Here is a 15,510-nt window from a genome sequence, read left to right on the forward strand (position 1 = left end):
ACACATCAACCTTCCGGTGTGTCCCCCATCAGGTATCTGGGACCGCTACCATGCGATTTTGCCCGGTCATCGGGGTTGTAAAGCGCACATTTCGGCAGGCTCAGGCACCCGCATCCGATGCAGCCATCCAGATTGTCGCGCAACCGCGTCAGGGTATCGATTCGCTGATCCAGATGGGCCCTCAGCTGTACGCTGATCGCCTTCCAGTCCTGAGGCGTCGGCGTGCGGTTTCCGGGCAGGCCCGACAACACCTGCCGGATTTCAGGCAGGGTCAGGCCGAACTGCTGCGCAATCATCACAAAACTCAGCCGCCGAATATCGGCCCGTTGGTAACGTCGCTGCCCGCCCGCGTTGCGCCAGGGCGAAATCAAACCCTGCGCTTCGTAGTACCGGATGGCCGAAACGGCCAGACCTGTGCGCCGGGCCAATGCGCCAATCGCCAGCCCCTCTGATACCGCCATCAAACCCTCACGAGAAATACCTTGACCTAAAGTTAGGTTTAGAAATTACGCTGAGTCGGGACAAGCCAAAAAACACAGGAGATCCAATGATGGCGACGCTTGAACACACCAATTTCACTGTCCGTGACCCGAAGGCCTCGGCCGATTGGATGCAAAAGGTCTTTGGCTGGAAAACCCGTTGGGAAGGCCCCGCAATTGCCGGCGGATACACCGTGCATGTCGGTTCGGCCCATACATATCTGGCACTGTACAAACCTGACGACCCGAAGCTGTCGGATGAAAGCAGCTATGATGTAATCGGCGGACTGAACCACGTGGGTGTTCTGGTCGAAGACATCGATGCCACCGAAGACAAGGTTCGCAAGGCAGGATTCGAGCCCCACAACCATGCCGATTACGAACCAGGGCGCCGGTTCTATTTCCGTGATGACAACGGGATCGAATTCGAAGTGGTGCAATATGATTGAGATGATTTGGCTTTGCACCCCATCACAGCGTTGGCGCAGGTCGCGGCATCCCGATCATCGGCACAGGCCCCACCCCAAATCAAAACGGCGCGAAGTCGCGAATTGATCGCTGCTGACGCTGTCACCTCTTGCAATTCACGTGGCATTTGGGTCAGGTAACTGCCAATCTAACATTCGCCCCGACGCTCCTGTGCGGCGGGGCGACTCAATTTATGCGTGGACGTAGAGAGTATGGAAAAGATCCCGATGACGCCTGCGGGCAATGCCGCGCTCGAGGCTGAGCTGAAGAACCTCAAATCCGTTGAACGCCCGGCGATCATCGAAGCCATCGCCTCGGCGCGCGAGCTGGGCGACCTGAAGGAAAACGCCGAATATCATTCTGCCCGTGAAAAACAGGGCTTCATCGAAGGTCGCATCAAGGAACTGGAAGGTATTCTGTCGCTGGCTGATGTCATCGACCCGGCAAAATTGTCGGGTGCGGTCAAATTTGGCGCAAAAGTCACATTGGTCGACGAAGATACCGATGAAGAAAAGACCTGGCAGATCGTCGGTGAATACGAGGCCAATATCGAAAACGGCCTGCTGAACATCAAATCCCCCATCGCCCGCGCCCTGATCGGCAAAGATGAAGGGGACAGTGTCGAAGTGCGCACACCCGGCGGCGTGCGCTCTTACGAAATCCTGAGTATCGAGTACGCCTGACCGGAGCGCATGTAATGTCGGGGCCAAAACCTGACCCGGAAACCGAAAAGCCGACGTCGCTGGGCATCTATGATCGCCCGAAAACTCCGGCTGTCACCGAAATCGAGATTGCGGCACTGGTGCTCAGCCTGATCTGGCTGGTGGTGTCGGTCGTCTTTCTCGTGCTGCCCGGTCAGGGGCAGAACGGCGGCTTTGTCGTCGCCTTTCTGGCCGTGTTCATGCCCGTGGCGATGATCTGGGTTGCGGCCACCGCGATGCGCGCCAGCCGGGTGATGCGAGAGGAAAGTGCGCGGTTGCAAACGGCAATCGACGCGATCCGGCAGGCCTATGTGGCGCAGCAGCAGCGCGCCTCCAGCACCTATGAACCTGCGGTGACCAAAAAGCTGGATGAAATCGCTGCGGCCACACGGAAAACCGAAGACGCCCTGGCAACGTTCTCGACCAAACGCACGGCGCGCTCTGCCATGGCCGCGCAGTCTTCCGCTCAGGGCGACCAGACCTCGTTGGAACTGGGCACACCTGCGGAAGAGATCACACCGCCGCTGAGTACCGAGGTATTCATCCGCGCCCTGAACTTCCCCGAAACGCAGGATGACACCGAGGGGTTCAATGCGCTGCGTGTTGCATTGAAGGACCGCAAGACGGCACAGCTTGTGCAAGCTTCGCAGGATGTTCTGACGCTGCTCAGCCAGGAAGGCATCTACATGGATGACCTGCGGCCCGACAAGGCCCGGCCAGAAATCTGGCGCCAGTTCGCCCAGGGCACACGCGGGCGCGCCGTGGCGGCGCTGGGGGGCGTGCGCGACAGATCCTCACTTGCGCTGACGGCAGCCCGGATGAAACAGGATCCGATTTTCCGCGACGCCGCGCACCATTTCCTGCGTCGGTTTGACAAGATGATGGCCGAGTTCGAACCCACGGCAAGCGATGCGGAACTGAGTGAACTGGGTGAAACCCGAACGGCCCGCGCGTTCATGTTGCTGGGTCGCGTGGCGGGCACGTTTGATTAATCCGGCCCGACAATCCACGACATTTTGGTCGCGCTGCTGAAATTGAACAGATACTTCAGCGGTCCGGTTTTTTCTTGACCCATGGGCTGGAATCCCTCGCGCTCGTAAAGGCTGCGGGCGCGGGGGTTCGTGTCGATGACATCAAGCTGAACCTCTGACATGTTGCGGTTGCGGGCCTCGGACTTGATGGCATTCAGCAATGCCGTGCCCACTCCTTTGCCGCGCGCCTCGGCAGCGACAAAAATACCATCCATCTGGAACACGCCCGGTTTCAATTCGCGCTCCAGCACGCTCAGAACCGACGCGCGCCAGGTCGCCCCGAACCAACCATAGACCTGCGCCAGACCAGACATATTGCCCCCCGCAAAAGAGCCGTCACGTGTCTTGAAACCTGCCAGACCCAGTATCCGGCCCGTTTTATCCCGTGCAACCAGCGCGAAATCCGGGTTCAATGCGATTTCAAAGAAAGCCAATCCTTTTTCGTCCGGCCCCATGACTTTGCCCAGTTTTGCCGCAAATGCCTGCCAGAACAGTGCCGCCGTTTGCGCGCGTTCCTGATTGGCGAACCCTCTTGAAATCGTGACCGTCACAACCCGAAACTTCCATACGGAAGGAACCGGACCATATCGCCCGGTTTGACATGGCGCGCACCGTCCTCGATTTCGACCAACCCTTCAGCCCAGCTGAGGCCACTGATCCGGCCTGATCCTTCCGAGTGGAAAACCTCGGCCCGCCCATCCCGCATTCTTGCTCGCAGATATTCCCGGCGACCGGGCTTCTTGCGCTTTTCAAAGGCGGCAGGCACTTCGAAACCTAGCGGTTCAGCCCAGCCTTCGCCGGACATCAGCCCCAAAGCCGGACGCGCGAAAATCAATGTACAGACCATGGCGGCAACCGGATTTCCGGGCAGGCCAAACACCGGCACGCCAGACCACAAACCCAAAGCCAGCGGCCGCCCGGGTTTCAACGCAATGCGCCAGTGCTGCATCGCTCCGGCCTGACGCAACAGCGCCGAAACATGGTCTTCGTCACCCGCTGACGCGCCACCACTGGTCAAAATCACATCCGCCTGTTCCGCGGCCTGATCCAATCGATTCCGCAAGGCGTCCCGATCATCCGAAACACGCCCCATATCCACGGGTACGAACCCCATACGTTCGATCAATGACAGCAGCATCGGGCGATTGGCGTCGAAAATCTGACCCGGACCAGCGCTCTCTCCGGCTTCGACCAATTCATCACCCGTAGAGACCACGGCCACGCGAAGCGGTTTGCGCACGTTGACTTCGGCAATCCCCACGGCAGACAGCAGCGCAAGATCGGCAGGGGTCAGCCTGCGCCCGGCAGCAAGGGCGACATCGCCTGCGGCCACATCTTCTCCCGCGCGCCGTGTGTTGGCGCCTTTTTTCAGCGGACCGAGGAAGGCTATGTGGCCGTCCTTGACCGTGACATCCTCTTCCAGAATGACCGTATCGACACCGGCAGGCAGCGCCGCCCCCGTCAGCACGCGCAAGGCCCGACCTTCAGGCACGTCACCGTCGAACGGGATCCCTGCCGCCGCGCGCCCGTCAATCAATGGCATGATCTGCGGGCCATCAGCGACGGGACCGGCAAACCCGTACCCATCCACGGCCGTATTCGGTTGCGGCGGGTTCGAACGTCGGGCGACTACATCCCCAGCCAGAACGCGCCCGCATGCCTTGGTCAGCGCCATCGTCTCAGATGCGGTAATCGGGTGCAGCCTGTCACGCAAACAGGCCAGCGCCTCATCCACCGGTGTCCAGTTGACCCCGGCGGGCAACGCGAAACAATCGTTCCGCAACGGGGGCGGGGTTATGTTCGGCTTGTCCTGAGGCACACCCAATATCCAACCTTCCTCTGCCGCTGAGACGTTCAATTGCGCATCCAACTCCTGCTCTGTCAAACGCGACAGAGTCAAGGCGACCTGTTCAACCTGCCAGGCATCCTTGATCCGCCCATCCGGTGCAGCGCCAAGGGTTAAAGACGGCCAGATTTCCACGAAGGCGACAGGTTTATCCAGCAGCTCGAACGGCCAGACCGAAATTTGCCCGGCAAACCGATGGCGAAGCCGGTTCAGAATCGGCAGCCCCATCATGATTTGGCCGCCAACTGCGCCTGCCCCTGCCATCTGCCAGCAGGTGAAGCTTCCTTTTGCCAGAGTCTCAACGGCGCGACGGTTCGGGAACGGGTTGGAATAGCCTGTTTTGGTACGCGGCAGGCCGTGAATATCTCGGCGCAATCCATTCATCCAGAACGGACCACGGCCGCCAAACTGAAGGTTGATCCGACCCGCCAGATCAAAGCGGTTGTTGGCCTTCGGGGAATCCTCGACATGTTGGTCGAACCAATCCCACAACACCAGCGGATCGTCCGTTCCGGTCATCGCCCGTGCGAAGCCGCAAGGATATCCAAAAGGAAAATCGAACCCAAGAAGCAGACGGCGACCGGCCTTAAGTTCGGCGCGGATCAGAGCATCCAACCTCTGCTCGGCTATCAGCCTGTTACGCAGGTATTCGGGGTCAAGCGCTTTTCCGTTTCGTACAATGCAAGCCCAGATCGCATCCTTGCGCGGGGTCGGCCCGGTGTCGTTTCCGCCAGACCAATCCACCATTGCAAAGGTCTGGAACAGGCTCACAAACCGACCTCTTTCAGGATGAAGTCAGCAATCCCGGCACTATCATCCAGATCATAGACCGGGCGGTCCAAGTCCAGCGGAGTGTCGCTGGCCACCGCGCGGATGGTGGCATTTTCAGGTGCCATCAGCGCATGGCCAGCCTCAACGCGATACGCTTCGATCTTGGGGTGGTCCTTGCGCTTGAAGCCCTCGATTAGCACCAGATCGACCGGCGAGAGCCGCGCCAACAGCTCGGCTAGCGGCGGTTCAGGCGCGCCCCGCAATTCCTGCATCAAAGCAATGCGTTGCCCCGAGGCAAGCAGCACCTCGCTAGCCCCCGCAACGCGGTGCCGGTGACTGTCGGTGCCCGGCTGATCCACATCGACACTGTGATGCGCGTGCTTGACCGTAGAGACCGTAAAGCCCCGGCCTGTGATCTCGGCCACCAGCCGTTCCATCAGCCCGGTTTTGCCGGCATTCTTCCAGCCCGTGACGCCGAAGACCCTCATGCCTGCTCCAGCAATGTTCGGGCACGATCCAGATCTTCGGGCGTGTTGACGTTGAAGAACGGATCAAACGGGTCGGCGCTGAACATAGCCTCGCGCCCGTCATGTTTGTCAGTCCACAACACCACCTTGCGCAACCCGTCCATCAGCGCCGCCCGCAGATCATCGCGCAGCGCCACGGGCCAAAGCCCGAATGTCGGGTGTCGGTTGACTCGCTTGCCGCCACCGGATTTCAGCGCCTCGTCGCCCGAACGCGGCGTGGTGGCCAAGACCAACGGGTGTACCTGCCCTTCCGCAGCCTGCGTCAGTCGCGTAACCAGATCGCGCGGGAAAAATGGCGTATCCGCGGCAGCTGTCACGATGCTGTCCGCCCCCTGCTCTGCCGCCCAGTCGAGCCCGGCCAGCACACCGGCCAGAGGCCCGGCGAACCCTTCGATCGTGTCAGGCAGGACGGGCAGGCCCAGATCAGCGAAGCGCTCAGGGTCGCCATTCGCGTTCAGCGCCAGCCCATCGACCTGTGGCGCAAGCCGATTGATCACATGAGACAGCAGGCTCTGCCCCCCGATCTGCAACAGGCCCTTGTCGCCGCCGCCCATACGGGTGGCCTGCCCGCCTGCGAGAATGACGCCAAGCGGTTTGGTCATGATGGATCCTCGATGTCCGGCCATTTTCGAAATTTCTCCAGCGGTGTGAAAATCCAAACCCCGTTGCCCGCACCCAGCAAGATGAAACACAGGCTCAAAGGAAGTCCGGAAAAACCGGCCAAGACATGGCTCAAGCGAATGAAAGCGAAAAAGAGCACCAAAACCGCCACTGGCGCGAAAAACGACCAGAAATAGCACCGATACCTGCGGAGTGATCGTCGGATCTCGTCGGGTAATACAACTGAGTCCGGTAAACCTTGAAGGAGGATACGTTGCAATACAGCGCTTTGTTTTTGCACCGCCAATCCCCAAGCCGCCCACCCCATCCGGAATGGGGCAAACAGGTCAAATGTGCCGATATAGTCTCTTGCTTCCCATCCCAATCGATCCAGAGTTTCTTCGTCCAACCGTGCCATGCCCTCTACGATTGCCCGTTTGCTGCGTGCGTAGTTTCGCGCAGCAAGAATGCTCAGCGGCAAGATACTGACTGCAACGACAAACAGGAAAAAAAGTCTAAGGGTTTCCAAAATCATCCTGCACTTTTCCGGCGGTGTTTCCTGTCTTCGACAGCAACGGTTGACGGGTCCACGTCGCGCAGCAGGCGATCCTCACCCGACAGGCAGACAAAGCGCTGGCCGCGCATCCGCCCGATCAGCGTCAGCCCGACCTCGCGCGCGATCTCGACGCCCCAGGCGGTGAAGCCCGAGCGGGAGGCCAAAACGGGGATTCCCATCATCGCCGTTTTGATCACCATCTCGGATGTCAGGCGACCGGTGGTATAGAGGATCTTGTCCTCCGCCGCCTCATTCTCGGACGACATCCAGCCAGCAATCTTGTCGACGGCATTATGACGGCCCACGTCCTCCATATAGACCAGCGGGCGGTTTTCACGGCACAGGACCGTGCCGTGAATCGCTCCGGCTTCGAGGTACAGCGACGGAGTGCGGTTGATCTTCGAGGCCAGATCATACAGCCACGAGGTGCGCACCTGAACCTGCGGTAGCTGCACGTCTTCTAGCCCCTCCATCATGTCGCCAAACACAGTACCCACGGCACACCCGCTGGTGCGGGTCTTTTTCTTCAGCTTGTCCTCATACGATGTTTCGCGCGCGGTTCGGACGATCACGGTTTCAAGATCGTCGTCATATTCCACGCGCGTGATTTCGTCATCCGACAGCAGCATCCCCTGATTGCGCAGAAAGCCCAGCGCAAGATATTCGGGATAATCGCCAATCGTCATCGCCGTCACGATTTCCTGCGAGTTGAGGAAGATCGTCAGCGGGCGTTCCTCGACCACAGATATCTGGCTGATTTCACCGTTCTGGTCCACACCCTCAACCGCTCGGGTCAGGCGCATCGCACCCGGATCAGGGGCGATAAGATAGTCCGACAGATCGAATTCCGTGGCCAATTGCAACCCCTTCCCAAGACAGTTACTGCTGCATGAATTACCATAGGATTTAGCCATGGCCTCTGCCACATCCAAGTCATACTTCTGGAAAGGTTTTCGGGACGGGACGCCGTTTATCTTCGTCGCCGTGCCCTTTGGCCTTCTGTTTGGTGTTTTTGCGACCGAAGCCGGGCTGACCCTTGTCCAGACGATGGCCTTTACATCGACCGTTTTTGCAGGTGCCGCGCAATTCGCGGCGTTGCAATTGTTGCAGGACAACACCCCGACCGTGATTATCATAATCTCGGCGCTGGCCGTGAATCTGCGTATGGCGATGTATTCCGCATCACTGACACCTTACCTGGGTTCCGCGCCCATGTGGCAGCGTGCCTTTGCGGCATATCTGACCGTGGATCAATCTTATGCCTGCTCGATCGTGCGGTTCGAGAAAGAGCCCGACCTGTCAGTGCCACAACGCATGGCCTATTTCGTGGGCTCTGTCACGCCGATCACACCGCTTTGGATTCTGAGCACTTATCTAGGCGCAGTGCTGGGTGCGCAAATACCGGAAAGCTGGGCGCTGGATTTTGCCCTGCCTATCACCTTTCTGGCCATGATAGGGCCGATGATGCGGACCTTTGCACATGTGGTCGCGGCCCTTGTGGCCATCGCGGTATCGTTGTTGACCGTCGTAATCCCGTTCAATCTGGGTCTGTTGATCGCCGGATGCGCTGGAATGGTTGCCGGAGCACAGGCGGAATTGATCCTCGAACGCAGAAAGGCGCGACAATGACACAGCCCGATTCCGTCACCATCTGGACCATTATCATCGGGCTTGCCATCGGCAGCTATGCGCTGCGCTTTGTCTTTATCGGTTTTGTGGGTGATCGCCCGATGCCGCCTTGGCTGCTGCGTCACCTGCGATATACAGCGGTGGCCATCCTTCCCGCATTGATCGCACCGCTGGTCGTTTGGCCCTCTGCCACCGAAGGGCAGCCTGATCTGCCACGTATGTCGGCGGCAGCCGTTGCCCTGGCGGTCGGAGTGATCAGCAAAAACGTGATAGCGGCCATCTTTTCCGGGGCCGCCACGCTCTATGGTCTGCTTTATCTACTGAGTTGAGACAGCGTCGAGCTGGTTGAGACGCGCATTGTTTGCCGCCAAACCCTTTTGCAGATCCGCATCGTCATTTTCCCGATATTCTTCGGTCACGACGCCCGGAATCTGCGCAAACTGTTCCGACAGGTTAACCGGATAGAACGTCACATCAATCTGCTCGAACCCCGGCACCTGCTTCAACAGTTGAGAAGTCGAGTTGGTACAGAATGCGCCAGCGACCGGACCGGATTGCTTTGCCAGTTGCAAGGCGATTTCAGCCTGTTGCGGGCTCACCTGAATGGTCTGTATGCGGGCATAATGCGTCTCGCGCGCGTGCGAGCTGCGATAAGCTCGTTCGACCGCAGGGGTAATGCCGTAAAGCACATCATCCTTCACCGGAACCACATCCGCCCGGAACGAACCGGCAGGGTCAAAGATCACCCGCTCGCTGCCCGAGATCATCAGCGACGTATGCGCGCCCGATCCGGTGCGTGTATTGATCATTGTGTACAGCGTCAGGGTCGCTGGCCCCGGATCACGGTAGGACCGGGACACGATCTCGTTCCGATCCGCCTGTGGACGGTTCGAATTGGCGCAGCCCGCCACTGTCGCTGCCAGCAAGCAGGCAATCAATATCCTGAACAAGTCAGCCCCCGAAACGATTAGGAGGCGAAAACCGCCAGGAACAGGCACAGGAAGGCAATGGCGACCACACACCACGTGGTGGCCTTGATGAAACCGTTGAATGTCTTGGTTTGGACCGTGATGTCCATTTCGCCGTGCTTGTGTTCAGCCATGAGTCTCAGATTCCCAATTCGCGTGTTTGATCTGTTGGATAATGGAAAACAGAACGCCTGTCACCACGTCATTCGCGCGCAGGACGCTGTTACTTGAGGACCGAACAACCGGGATACCCGAACCCCCACCGCCAGGGCAGGCCGCTGCACGGCCCGCCACCGAATCGCACCGCCCCGTACATTGCATCCGCAGTGATCGCGTGCACGCTGCGAATCTGTTCAGGCGACATGTCGTACTGGTCGGCATAGTCCTCGGCATGGTTGTCTCCGTGCTGCACCACACAGGCGTGCAAGGCGTCATCCGCTGCCAGACGTGCCTCATAGCTTTCGTTAGCTGTCTCTGCACCGCCAGCATTGTGATATGCCCGGTCGTGGATGACGCAGCAGTACTCCCACGGCGGGTGTTCTTGATATAGCGCGCCAACCTGTGGGAATTGCTTTGCCACCCAGCGCCAACTGGCTGACAACCCGCCTGAACAGCCATCGGTTTCAAACGACGTCAGTTCGGCGTCCTTGCTTTGCTCGATCAGGGCGCGGTGGCCCGGCATTTCAAATCCGCGCATCAGATCCTGTGCCCATGCCGACAGTGCCAGCAGAGACAGAAACAGCGCCATGTTAAGGACTTTCATCGCGCATCGCCTCTGTATCGACCTGCAATCCAAAGGTGGTTGCCAGCCACAGCAACAGCCGCTCGCCCGGCCCCATTTCAGCGCGGACGCGTAAAACCTCATTGGCCATGGCCGGGCGGTCGGTAATCAAACCATCCACACCCATCGAGGCCATCCTGGACATCTGCAACGGATCATTCACCGTCCAGACATAGATATCCTTACCAGCGTCCTGCACTTTGCGGATCAGCCCGGGTGTAACCATGGCTGCATTGACGGCGACAAATTCACCTTCCAACCCCGACAGATCCCCAATGGCCGTGGCCGCCAGCACACCAGAGCGCCAATCGGGCCGCAACTTTTCCATCTTTTGCACGGCCGGGTATTTCAGCGACATGGTGGCAACGTCGTTCTGCATCCCAAGCTCTTCGACAAGGCCGATCACCCGATTTTCCAGATCGACGTCGTGACCATAATATTTCAGCTCGATAAGAACCTTCGACTTACCCTTGGCCGCTTCCAGTACTTCTCGCAGGGTCGGGGTCCGCTCTGCGGCGTATTCCGGTCCGAACCAGCTTCCAATGTCGATATCAGCAACATCCTGCATCGTCGCATCCCAGACCTTCAGGTTGACGCCGGCCAACTTCATGAAATCGCTGTCATGGGCCACGACAACCACATCATCCGCCGTTTCCTGAACGTCTATCTCAACCCAGTCCGCACCATCCTCGATCGCTTTCAGGACCGAGGCCATTGTGTTTTCAGGTCGCAAAGCCGCAGCGCCCCTATGGCCGATGACCTCGGCTTGATCCGGCGCCTGCACGCGTTCCAGCAAGCTTTGCCCAAGCCAGAAGCCAACGCCCAACGCGGCCAAGGCCGCCGCGACAGTGACAAGAACCGGCACGCGGATCCTTCGGGGTTCGGGATGGGGAACGTCCTTGGTCTCAGCTTCAAAGAAACCGTCCAGCAAGACCGCCAATGCGCCCAGCGCCGTGGCCGCCAGAACCAACCCTGCCAGGGACCAAAGCCCCGCAATGACCAGGCTGAAGATCAATGCCAGTCTGAGGTTGCCGCCTTCCTGCAAGGGCACAACCACAAACAACAGACCGGCCACCGCCGCAATCAGAGCCGCAATCACAAGCCGCAGTCCCAGCCAAAGGGCAAGCTCGATCTTCAAACGCCCGCGCTTGCCTTCCATCTTTTGTTCGCTTTTCGCGAATGCTCCGCGTGGTGAGGCCCCCTCGAACAGGACCAGATGCAACGCCAGCGCCCATCCCGACAGTCGGCGGATCAACACCCATGCCAACGCAAGAACGACAAGTCCGATCAGAACCACTGCCACCTGAAAGGCCGGAGGGTGGAATGTCAGGTAATAATTGATGTCATATTCCGTCAGCGTCCACCATGCGATCAACCCCGCGATGGCCACAAACGGCAAGGCGAGCAGCAGAACGCGCAGGATGAACCGAACGGCAAATCCGAACAGCGCCGGAAAGCGGGACAGGTTCAGTGCCAGTGCCGCGCTGCCTGCGCGCCAGGGGTCATTTTCTCCCATACGCAAGGACCCGGCCATGACCGCGAACACAAGCACCTCGGCCAGCAAGAACAGACTGAGCACCGCAACACCCGCGATGAACCCTGCCGGAGACAGCAGGAACATCGCAATGTCCTGATCGGTCAGAGCGGTCTGATTTGACAGAGAGACCGCCAGATTGACAGCCACAGCCACACCCGGCGCGATCAGCGCCACCAGCAGCAAGCGCACAGCGATATAAATTGGCACGAAGACCCGGCGCCGTTCCCAGGCACCTGCATAGGCATGTGTTACTGCTTGAAAAAATCTTGTCACGTGGGCGCCTCCGGACTGATGCAGTCATTCAAAGGCGCGCAAGCGTGAATTGCAAGTCAGCTGTCTTCCAGATCCGCCGCCAGACGGAAACCGATGCGGTTGGCGGGTTTGTCCTCGACCGATTTGGGCAGGGCGCGCAGCATCACGTTCAACTGGCTGACATGCTGCACCAATTGCGTGCGGGCCCCGGTTCCGTCAGATCCGTAAAAAGTGATCATGTCGGGGTCGAAATACCCCATCCCTTCGATCCGCATGACGCCGGCATCGCCGCCGGTAAAGCCCATGGCGACTTCGTGATCGCCGTCCAGAGTCTTTTCAAAGTTCTGGATATACATGATCAGACGCTCGTAAGCCCATTGCGCCGGGCTTTTGTTGGCAACAGGCTTCTTCAACCCCTCGGGCAGGTCCTTGGCTCCGGATTCGGCATTGGGATCCGCGTGCACCTCGTGACACCGCGGCAAAGCGGCGGCTTCGGCGGCCTCGGCCGAGGTTTCGATCTGGTCCTGCATTCTTCTACCCTTTGCGCTGATACAGCCATGCCCCGTCAGCGCGTTGCGTCCGGGTTACCGCACCAATGTGGTAGAGATGATTCACATGCGCAACCGCCTCAACCAGCGCAAGCCCATATTCGCCTTCGCGGATCGTGCGTTTGAACAGTGGCAGAAAACAATCTGCGGCCGCTCTGGGTTGATCCAGATGCTTCAACAGGCGGTCCAACGCGCCGTGATGGTTGTCGATCAGCTGTTTCATCCTCAGCGGCAGGCCCGAAAACGGCAGCTTGTGCCCGCCCAGAACCAGATGATCGGGCCGAGCAAGCGTCTGCAACCGCTCGCAAGCTTCCAGCCACGCTGAAACCGGATCGGCCATCGGTTCCGTGGCATAGACGCCCAGATTGGGACTGATCGAGCTGAGAATCTGATCGCCGCTCAACACCAGATTGTCGTCACGGCTCCAGAAAGTGGCGTGTTCCGGCGCGTGGCCATTGCCCATATGCACATCCCAGTCGCGCCCTCCCATTCGGATCACGTCGCCCTGCTTGATCCGGGCAAAGCCCAGCGGCATGGGGTAAACCGTGTCGGCAAAGTTGAACGGACGATCCTTCATCCGCGCATTCAGAACCTCGGGTGCCATGCCGGCGCTGCGATAGAAATCAAGCGTTTCCTGCGGCCATGTCTCTTGCACATCCAGTGTCAGCATCCGCGCGAACAGCCATGAGGTGCGGCTTGTGACCAGCTCGGCCCCGTGTTCCGACTGAAACCACCCGGCATTGCCGACATGGTCAGGATGATGATGCGTCACCACCACACGGGTGATCGGTTTGCCTTTCAAAGGCCCGCCCATCAGGGTTTCCCAGATACGCCGCGTCTTGTTCGACGACAGCCCGGTGTCAATCACCGTCCAACCTTCACCATCGTCCAGCGCGTAGATATTGACGTGATCCAGCGCCATCGGAAGAGGCAGGCGCATCCACAGTACACCCTCGGCAACCTCGACGGCTTCACCCGGCGCGGGCGGTTCCGCCCACGGATATCTGATCCCCGATACGCGATCCCCGTCCATCACGCCGCCAACTCATCGGGGCTGAGCGAAAAGAGGTCATCCGCGCCGCTTTGCACCCGCGCCAGAAGCCCGGAATGCTCGGGCAACAAGGCGTTGATGTAGTAGCGCGCCAATTTGGCCCGTGGTCCTTCCGGATCAGCCAGAGCCGCGGACAGGTGATAATGCCCGCCAAGAACCCGGGCAAACGCCTGAAGATAGGCCGTTGCGCCTGCAAATCGGTCGTTCATGTCGTCTTGCGCCACCAACCATTCGGTTGCCTCGCGCAGGGTTTCTGTTGCCTCCCACACTGCACCGGCCAGATCGGGCATCGTCGTACGCGCGTGCTCGGCCTGTTCTTCGATCTCGTCCAGAAGGTTCGACGCCGCCTCGCCCCCGTCCATCATTTTGCGCGCAACAAGGTCCATGGCCTGAATGCCGTCGGTTCCCTCGTAAATCGCGGTCACGCGAACATCGCGGGAATATTGCGCCGCACCTGTTTCTTCGACAAAGCCCATGCCGCCATGCACCTGTACGCCGGTTTCGGCCACGCGTATCCCGGTCCGGGCCCCAAAGTTCTTGCCGATTGGCGTCAACAACGCGGCCCGCGCGGCCCAATCGGCGTCGCCGGTGGCTTTCGCCATGTCAATCGCGGTCGCGTTGGCCAGAAGAATCGCCCGAGCTGCAAAGATATCGGCGCGCATATCCATGATCATGCGACGCACATCCGCATGATCGATGATCGTACCAGAAGGCGTCCTGCCCTGCTTGCGTTCCAGCGCATAGGCCAAAGCGTGCTGATAGGCGCCTTCTGCAACGCCCACACCTTGGCCACCCACGCCCAGGCGGGCGTTGTTCATCATGGTGAACATGGCCGCCATACCACCATGTTCCTTACCCACAAGCCATCCTTTGGCGCCGTCATATTGCATCACGCAGGTGGGTGAGCCATGCAGGCCCAACTTGTGTTCGACGGAAACAACCTTCAGGTCGTTGGCCACGCCGGGATTGCCATCCGCATCGGGGATGTATTTCGGCACCAAAAACAAGGAAATGCCCTTGGTGCCGGGCACACCGTCCGGCAGACGGGCCAGAACCAGATGGCAGACATTTTCAGCAAAGTCGTTGTCGCCCCAGGAGATGAAGATCTTCTGCCCGGTCACCGAGTATGTGCCATCACCATTTGGCTCAGCCTTCGAGGTCAGCGCACCCACATCCGATCCGGCCTGAGCTTCGGTCAGGTTCATGGTAGCAGACCATTCACCCGAAATCATTTTGGGCAGATACAGTGACTTCAATTCGTCGCTGGCGTGGTGTTCCAACGCCTCGATCTGGCCCTGCGCCATCAGCGGAGCAAGTTGCAGCGACAGGCAAGCGGCGCTCATCATCTCGTTCACGGCAGTGGTGACAGCCATCGGCAGGCCCATTCCGCCAAATTGGGGATCAGCGCTGATCCCGATCCACCCGCCTTCGGCAATCGCCTTCCAGCCATCGGCATAACCCGGAGAGCTGCGGAGCACGCCATTCTCAAGCCGCGCCGGTTCCAGATCACCGGCACGCTGCAACGGGGCCAGAACCTCTTCGCTCATCTTGGCGGCTTCGGTCAGGATGGCCGTGACGACATCGGCGCTGGCATCTGCAAAAGTCTCGGTGGCGGCGACCTGGTCGAACCCGACGACATGGTGCAGCAGAAATTGATAATCTGAGATTGGGGCGCGATATGGCATGATTTCTCTCGGGGTCTAACGGATCAGAATACATCGGCGGGCTTGGAATCAAATGCAAGCGCCGGTAAGCGTGTGGGCCT

General features: G+C 59.4%; 19 protein-coding genes. 5 read left to right on the forward strand and 14 right to left on the reverse strand.

Annotated elements, in window-relative coordinates; all coding sequences use genetic code 11:
- Positions 1-5: 5 nt before the first annotated feature.
- Complete coding sequence (soxR, locus tag GOW31_RS15345; RefSeq protein ID WP_170346323.1) at positions 6-461, reverse strand: redox-sensitive transcriptional activator SoxR; 456 nt, start codon at positions 459-461, stop codon at positions 6-8.
- Positions 462-547: 86 nt separating this feature from the next.
- Between soxR and GOW31_RS15350 the strand changes: the two genes are divergently transcribed.
- From GOW31_RS15350 to GOW31_RS15360, 3 genes are all read left to right on the forward strand, one after another.
- Positions 548-928 carry a VOC family protein gene (locus tag GOW31_RS15350; protein WP_171171199.1) on the forward strand — a complete coding sequence of 127 codons (381 nt, stop codon included), beginning with the start codon at positions 548-550 and terminating at the stop codon, positions 926-928.
- A gap of 231 nt (positions 929-1,159) precedes the next feature.
- The gene (greA, locus tag GOW31_RS15355; RefSeq protein WP_170346321.1) at positions 1,160-1,630 is read left to right on the forward strand and encodes a transcription elongation factor GreA; all 471 of its coding nucleotides are present in this window, start codon (positions 1,160-1,162) and stop codon (positions 1,628-1,630) included.
- Between the two features lie 14 nt (positions 1,631-1,644).
- Positions 1,645-2,640: a hypothetical protein gene (locus GOW31_RS15360; protein WP_171171202.1), complete on the forward strand. Its 996-nt coding sequence runs from the start codon at positions 1,645-1,647 to the stop codon at positions 2,638-2,640.
- On the opposite strand, the gene GOW31_RS15365 is transcribed toward GOW31_RS15360, so the two are convergent.
- From GOW31_RS15365 to GOW31_RS15390, 6 genes are read right to left on the reverse strand one after another with little or no spacing between them, the layout of a single operon-like run.
- Positions 2,637-3,230, reverse strand: coding sequence for a GNAT family N-acetyltransferase (locus tag GOW31_RS15365; protein ID WP_367397109.1), 594 nt, complete (start codon positions 3,228-3,230; stop codon positions 2,637-2,639). The genes GOW31_RS15360 and GOW31_RS15365 overlap by 4 nt on opposite strands.
- A complete protein-coding gene (gene glp / locus GOW31_RS15370; RefSeq protein ID WP_171171353.1) occupies positions 3,227-5,272 on the reverse strand; it encodes a gephyrin-like molybdotransferase Glp in 2,046 nt (681 codons plus the stop codon). The genes GOW31_RS15365 and glp overlap by 4 nt, the downstream gene beginning before the upstream one ends.
- Positions 5,273-5,292: 20 nt before the next feature.
- On the reverse strand, positions 5,293-5,784 hold the full coding sequence (mobB, locus tag GOW31_RS15375) for a molybdopterin-guanine dinucleotide biosynthesis protein B (protein WP_171171203.1): 492 nt from the start codon (positions 5,782-5,784) through the stop codon (positions 5,293-5,295).
- Positions 5,781-6,425: a molybdenum cofactor guanylyltransferase MobA gene (gene mobA, locus GOW31_RS15380; RefSeq protein ID WP_171171205.1), complete on the reverse strand. Its 645-nt coding sequence runs from the start codon at positions 6,423-6,425 to the stop codon at positions 5,781-5,783. Before mobA ends, mobB begins: the two co-directional genes overlap by 4 nt.
- Entirely contained in the window at positions 6,422-6,958 is a 537-nt protein-coding gene (locus GOW31_RS15385; RefSeq protein ID WP_171171207.1) for a hypothetical protein, read from the reverse strand. Before GOW31_RS15385 ends, mobA begins: the two co-directional genes overlap by 4 nt.
- Positions 6,955-7,842 carry a formate dehydrogenase accessory sulfurtransferase FdhD gene (locus GOW31_RS15390; protein WP_171171354.1) on the reverse strand — a complete coding sequence of 296 codons (888 nt, stop codon included), beginning with the start codon at positions 7,840-7,842 and terminating at the stop codon, positions 6,955-6,957. Before GOW31_RS15390 ends, GOW31_RS15385 begins: the two co-directional genes overlap by 4 nt.
- A 49-nt stretch (positions 7,843-7,891) precedes the next feature.
- Here GOW31_RS15390 and GOW31_RS15395 point away from each other — a divergent pair, with 49 nt between their 5' ends.
- Positions 7,892-8,608 carry an AzlC family ABC transporter permease gene (locus tag GOW31_RS15395; protein WP_171171210.1) on the forward strand — a complete coding sequence of 239 codons (717 nt, stop codon included), beginning with the start codon at positions 7,892-7,894 and terminating at the stop codon, positions 8,606-8,608.
- Entirely contained in the window at positions 8,605-8,937 is a 333-nt protein-coding gene (locus GOW31_RS15400; protein WP_152456788.1) for an AzlD domain-containing protein, read from the forward strand. The genes GOW31_RS15395 and GOW31_RS15400 overlap by 4 nt, the downstream gene beginning before the upstream one ends.
- Here the strand turns inward: GOW31_RS15400 and GOW31_RS15405 are convergent.
- The 7 genes from GOW31_RS15405 to GOW31_RS15435 form a co-directional block, all read right to left on the reverse strand.
- Entirely contained in the window at positions 8,926-9,558 is a 633-nt protein-coding gene (locus GOW31_RS15405) for a hypothetical protein (protein ID WP_171171212.1), read from the reverse strand. The two genes, GOW31_RS15400 and GOW31_RS15405, sit on opposite strands and share 12 nt — an antisense overlap.
- Before the next feature lie 17 nt (positions 9,559-9,575).
- Complete coding sequence (locus GOW31_RS15410) at positions 9,576-9,710, reverse strand: aa3-type cytochrome c oxidase subunit IV (protein ID WP_050604020.1); 135 nt, start codon at positions 9,708-9,710, stop codon at positions 9,576-9,578.
- An 89-nt stretch (positions 9,711-9,799) separates the two neighbouring features.
- Positions 9,800-10,339: a hypothetical protein gene (locus tag GOW31_RS15415; RefSeq protein WP_171171214.1), complete on the reverse strand. Its 540-nt coding sequence runs from the start codon at positions 10,337-10,339 to the stop codon at positions 9,800-9,802.
- Complete coding sequence (locus GOW31_RS15420) at positions 10,326-12,167, reverse strand: glycerophosphodiester phosphodiesterase (protein ID WP_171171216.1); 1,842 nt, start codon at positions 12,165-12,167, stop codon at positions 10,326-10,328. The genes GOW31_RS15415 and GOW31_RS15420 overlap by 14 nt, the downstream gene beginning before the upstream one ends.
- 56 nt (positions 12,168-12,223) lie before the next feature.
- On the reverse strand, positions 12,224-12,676 hold the full coding sequence (locus tag GOW31_RS15425; RefSeq protein ID WP_170346311.1) for a DUF6173 family protein: 453 nt from the start codon (positions 12,674-12,676) through the stop codon (positions 12,224-12,226).
- Positions 12,677-12,680: 4 nt separating this feature from the next.
- Positions 12,681-13,727: an MBL fold metallo-hydrolase gene (locus GOW31_RS15430; RefSeq protein ID WP_171171218.1), complete on the reverse strand. Its 1,047-nt coding sequence runs from the start codon at positions 13,725-13,727 to the stop codon at positions 12,681-12,683.
- Positions 13,727-15,430, reverse strand: coding sequence for an acyl-CoA dehydrogenase (locus GOW31_RS15435; RefSeq protein ID WP_171171220.1), 1,704 nt, complete (start codon positions 15,428-15,430; stop codon positions 13,727-13,729). The genes GOW31_RS15430 and GOW31_RS15435 overlap by 1 nt, the downstream gene beginning before the upstream one ends.
- Positions 15,431-15,510 lie beyond the last annotated feature (80 nt).

Origin of the sequence: Ruegeria sp. HKCCA0370 (assembly GCF_013033705.1) — a bacterium.
GTDB lineage: Bacteria > Pseudomonadota > Alphaproteobacteria > Rhodobacterales > Rhodobacteraceae > Ruegeria.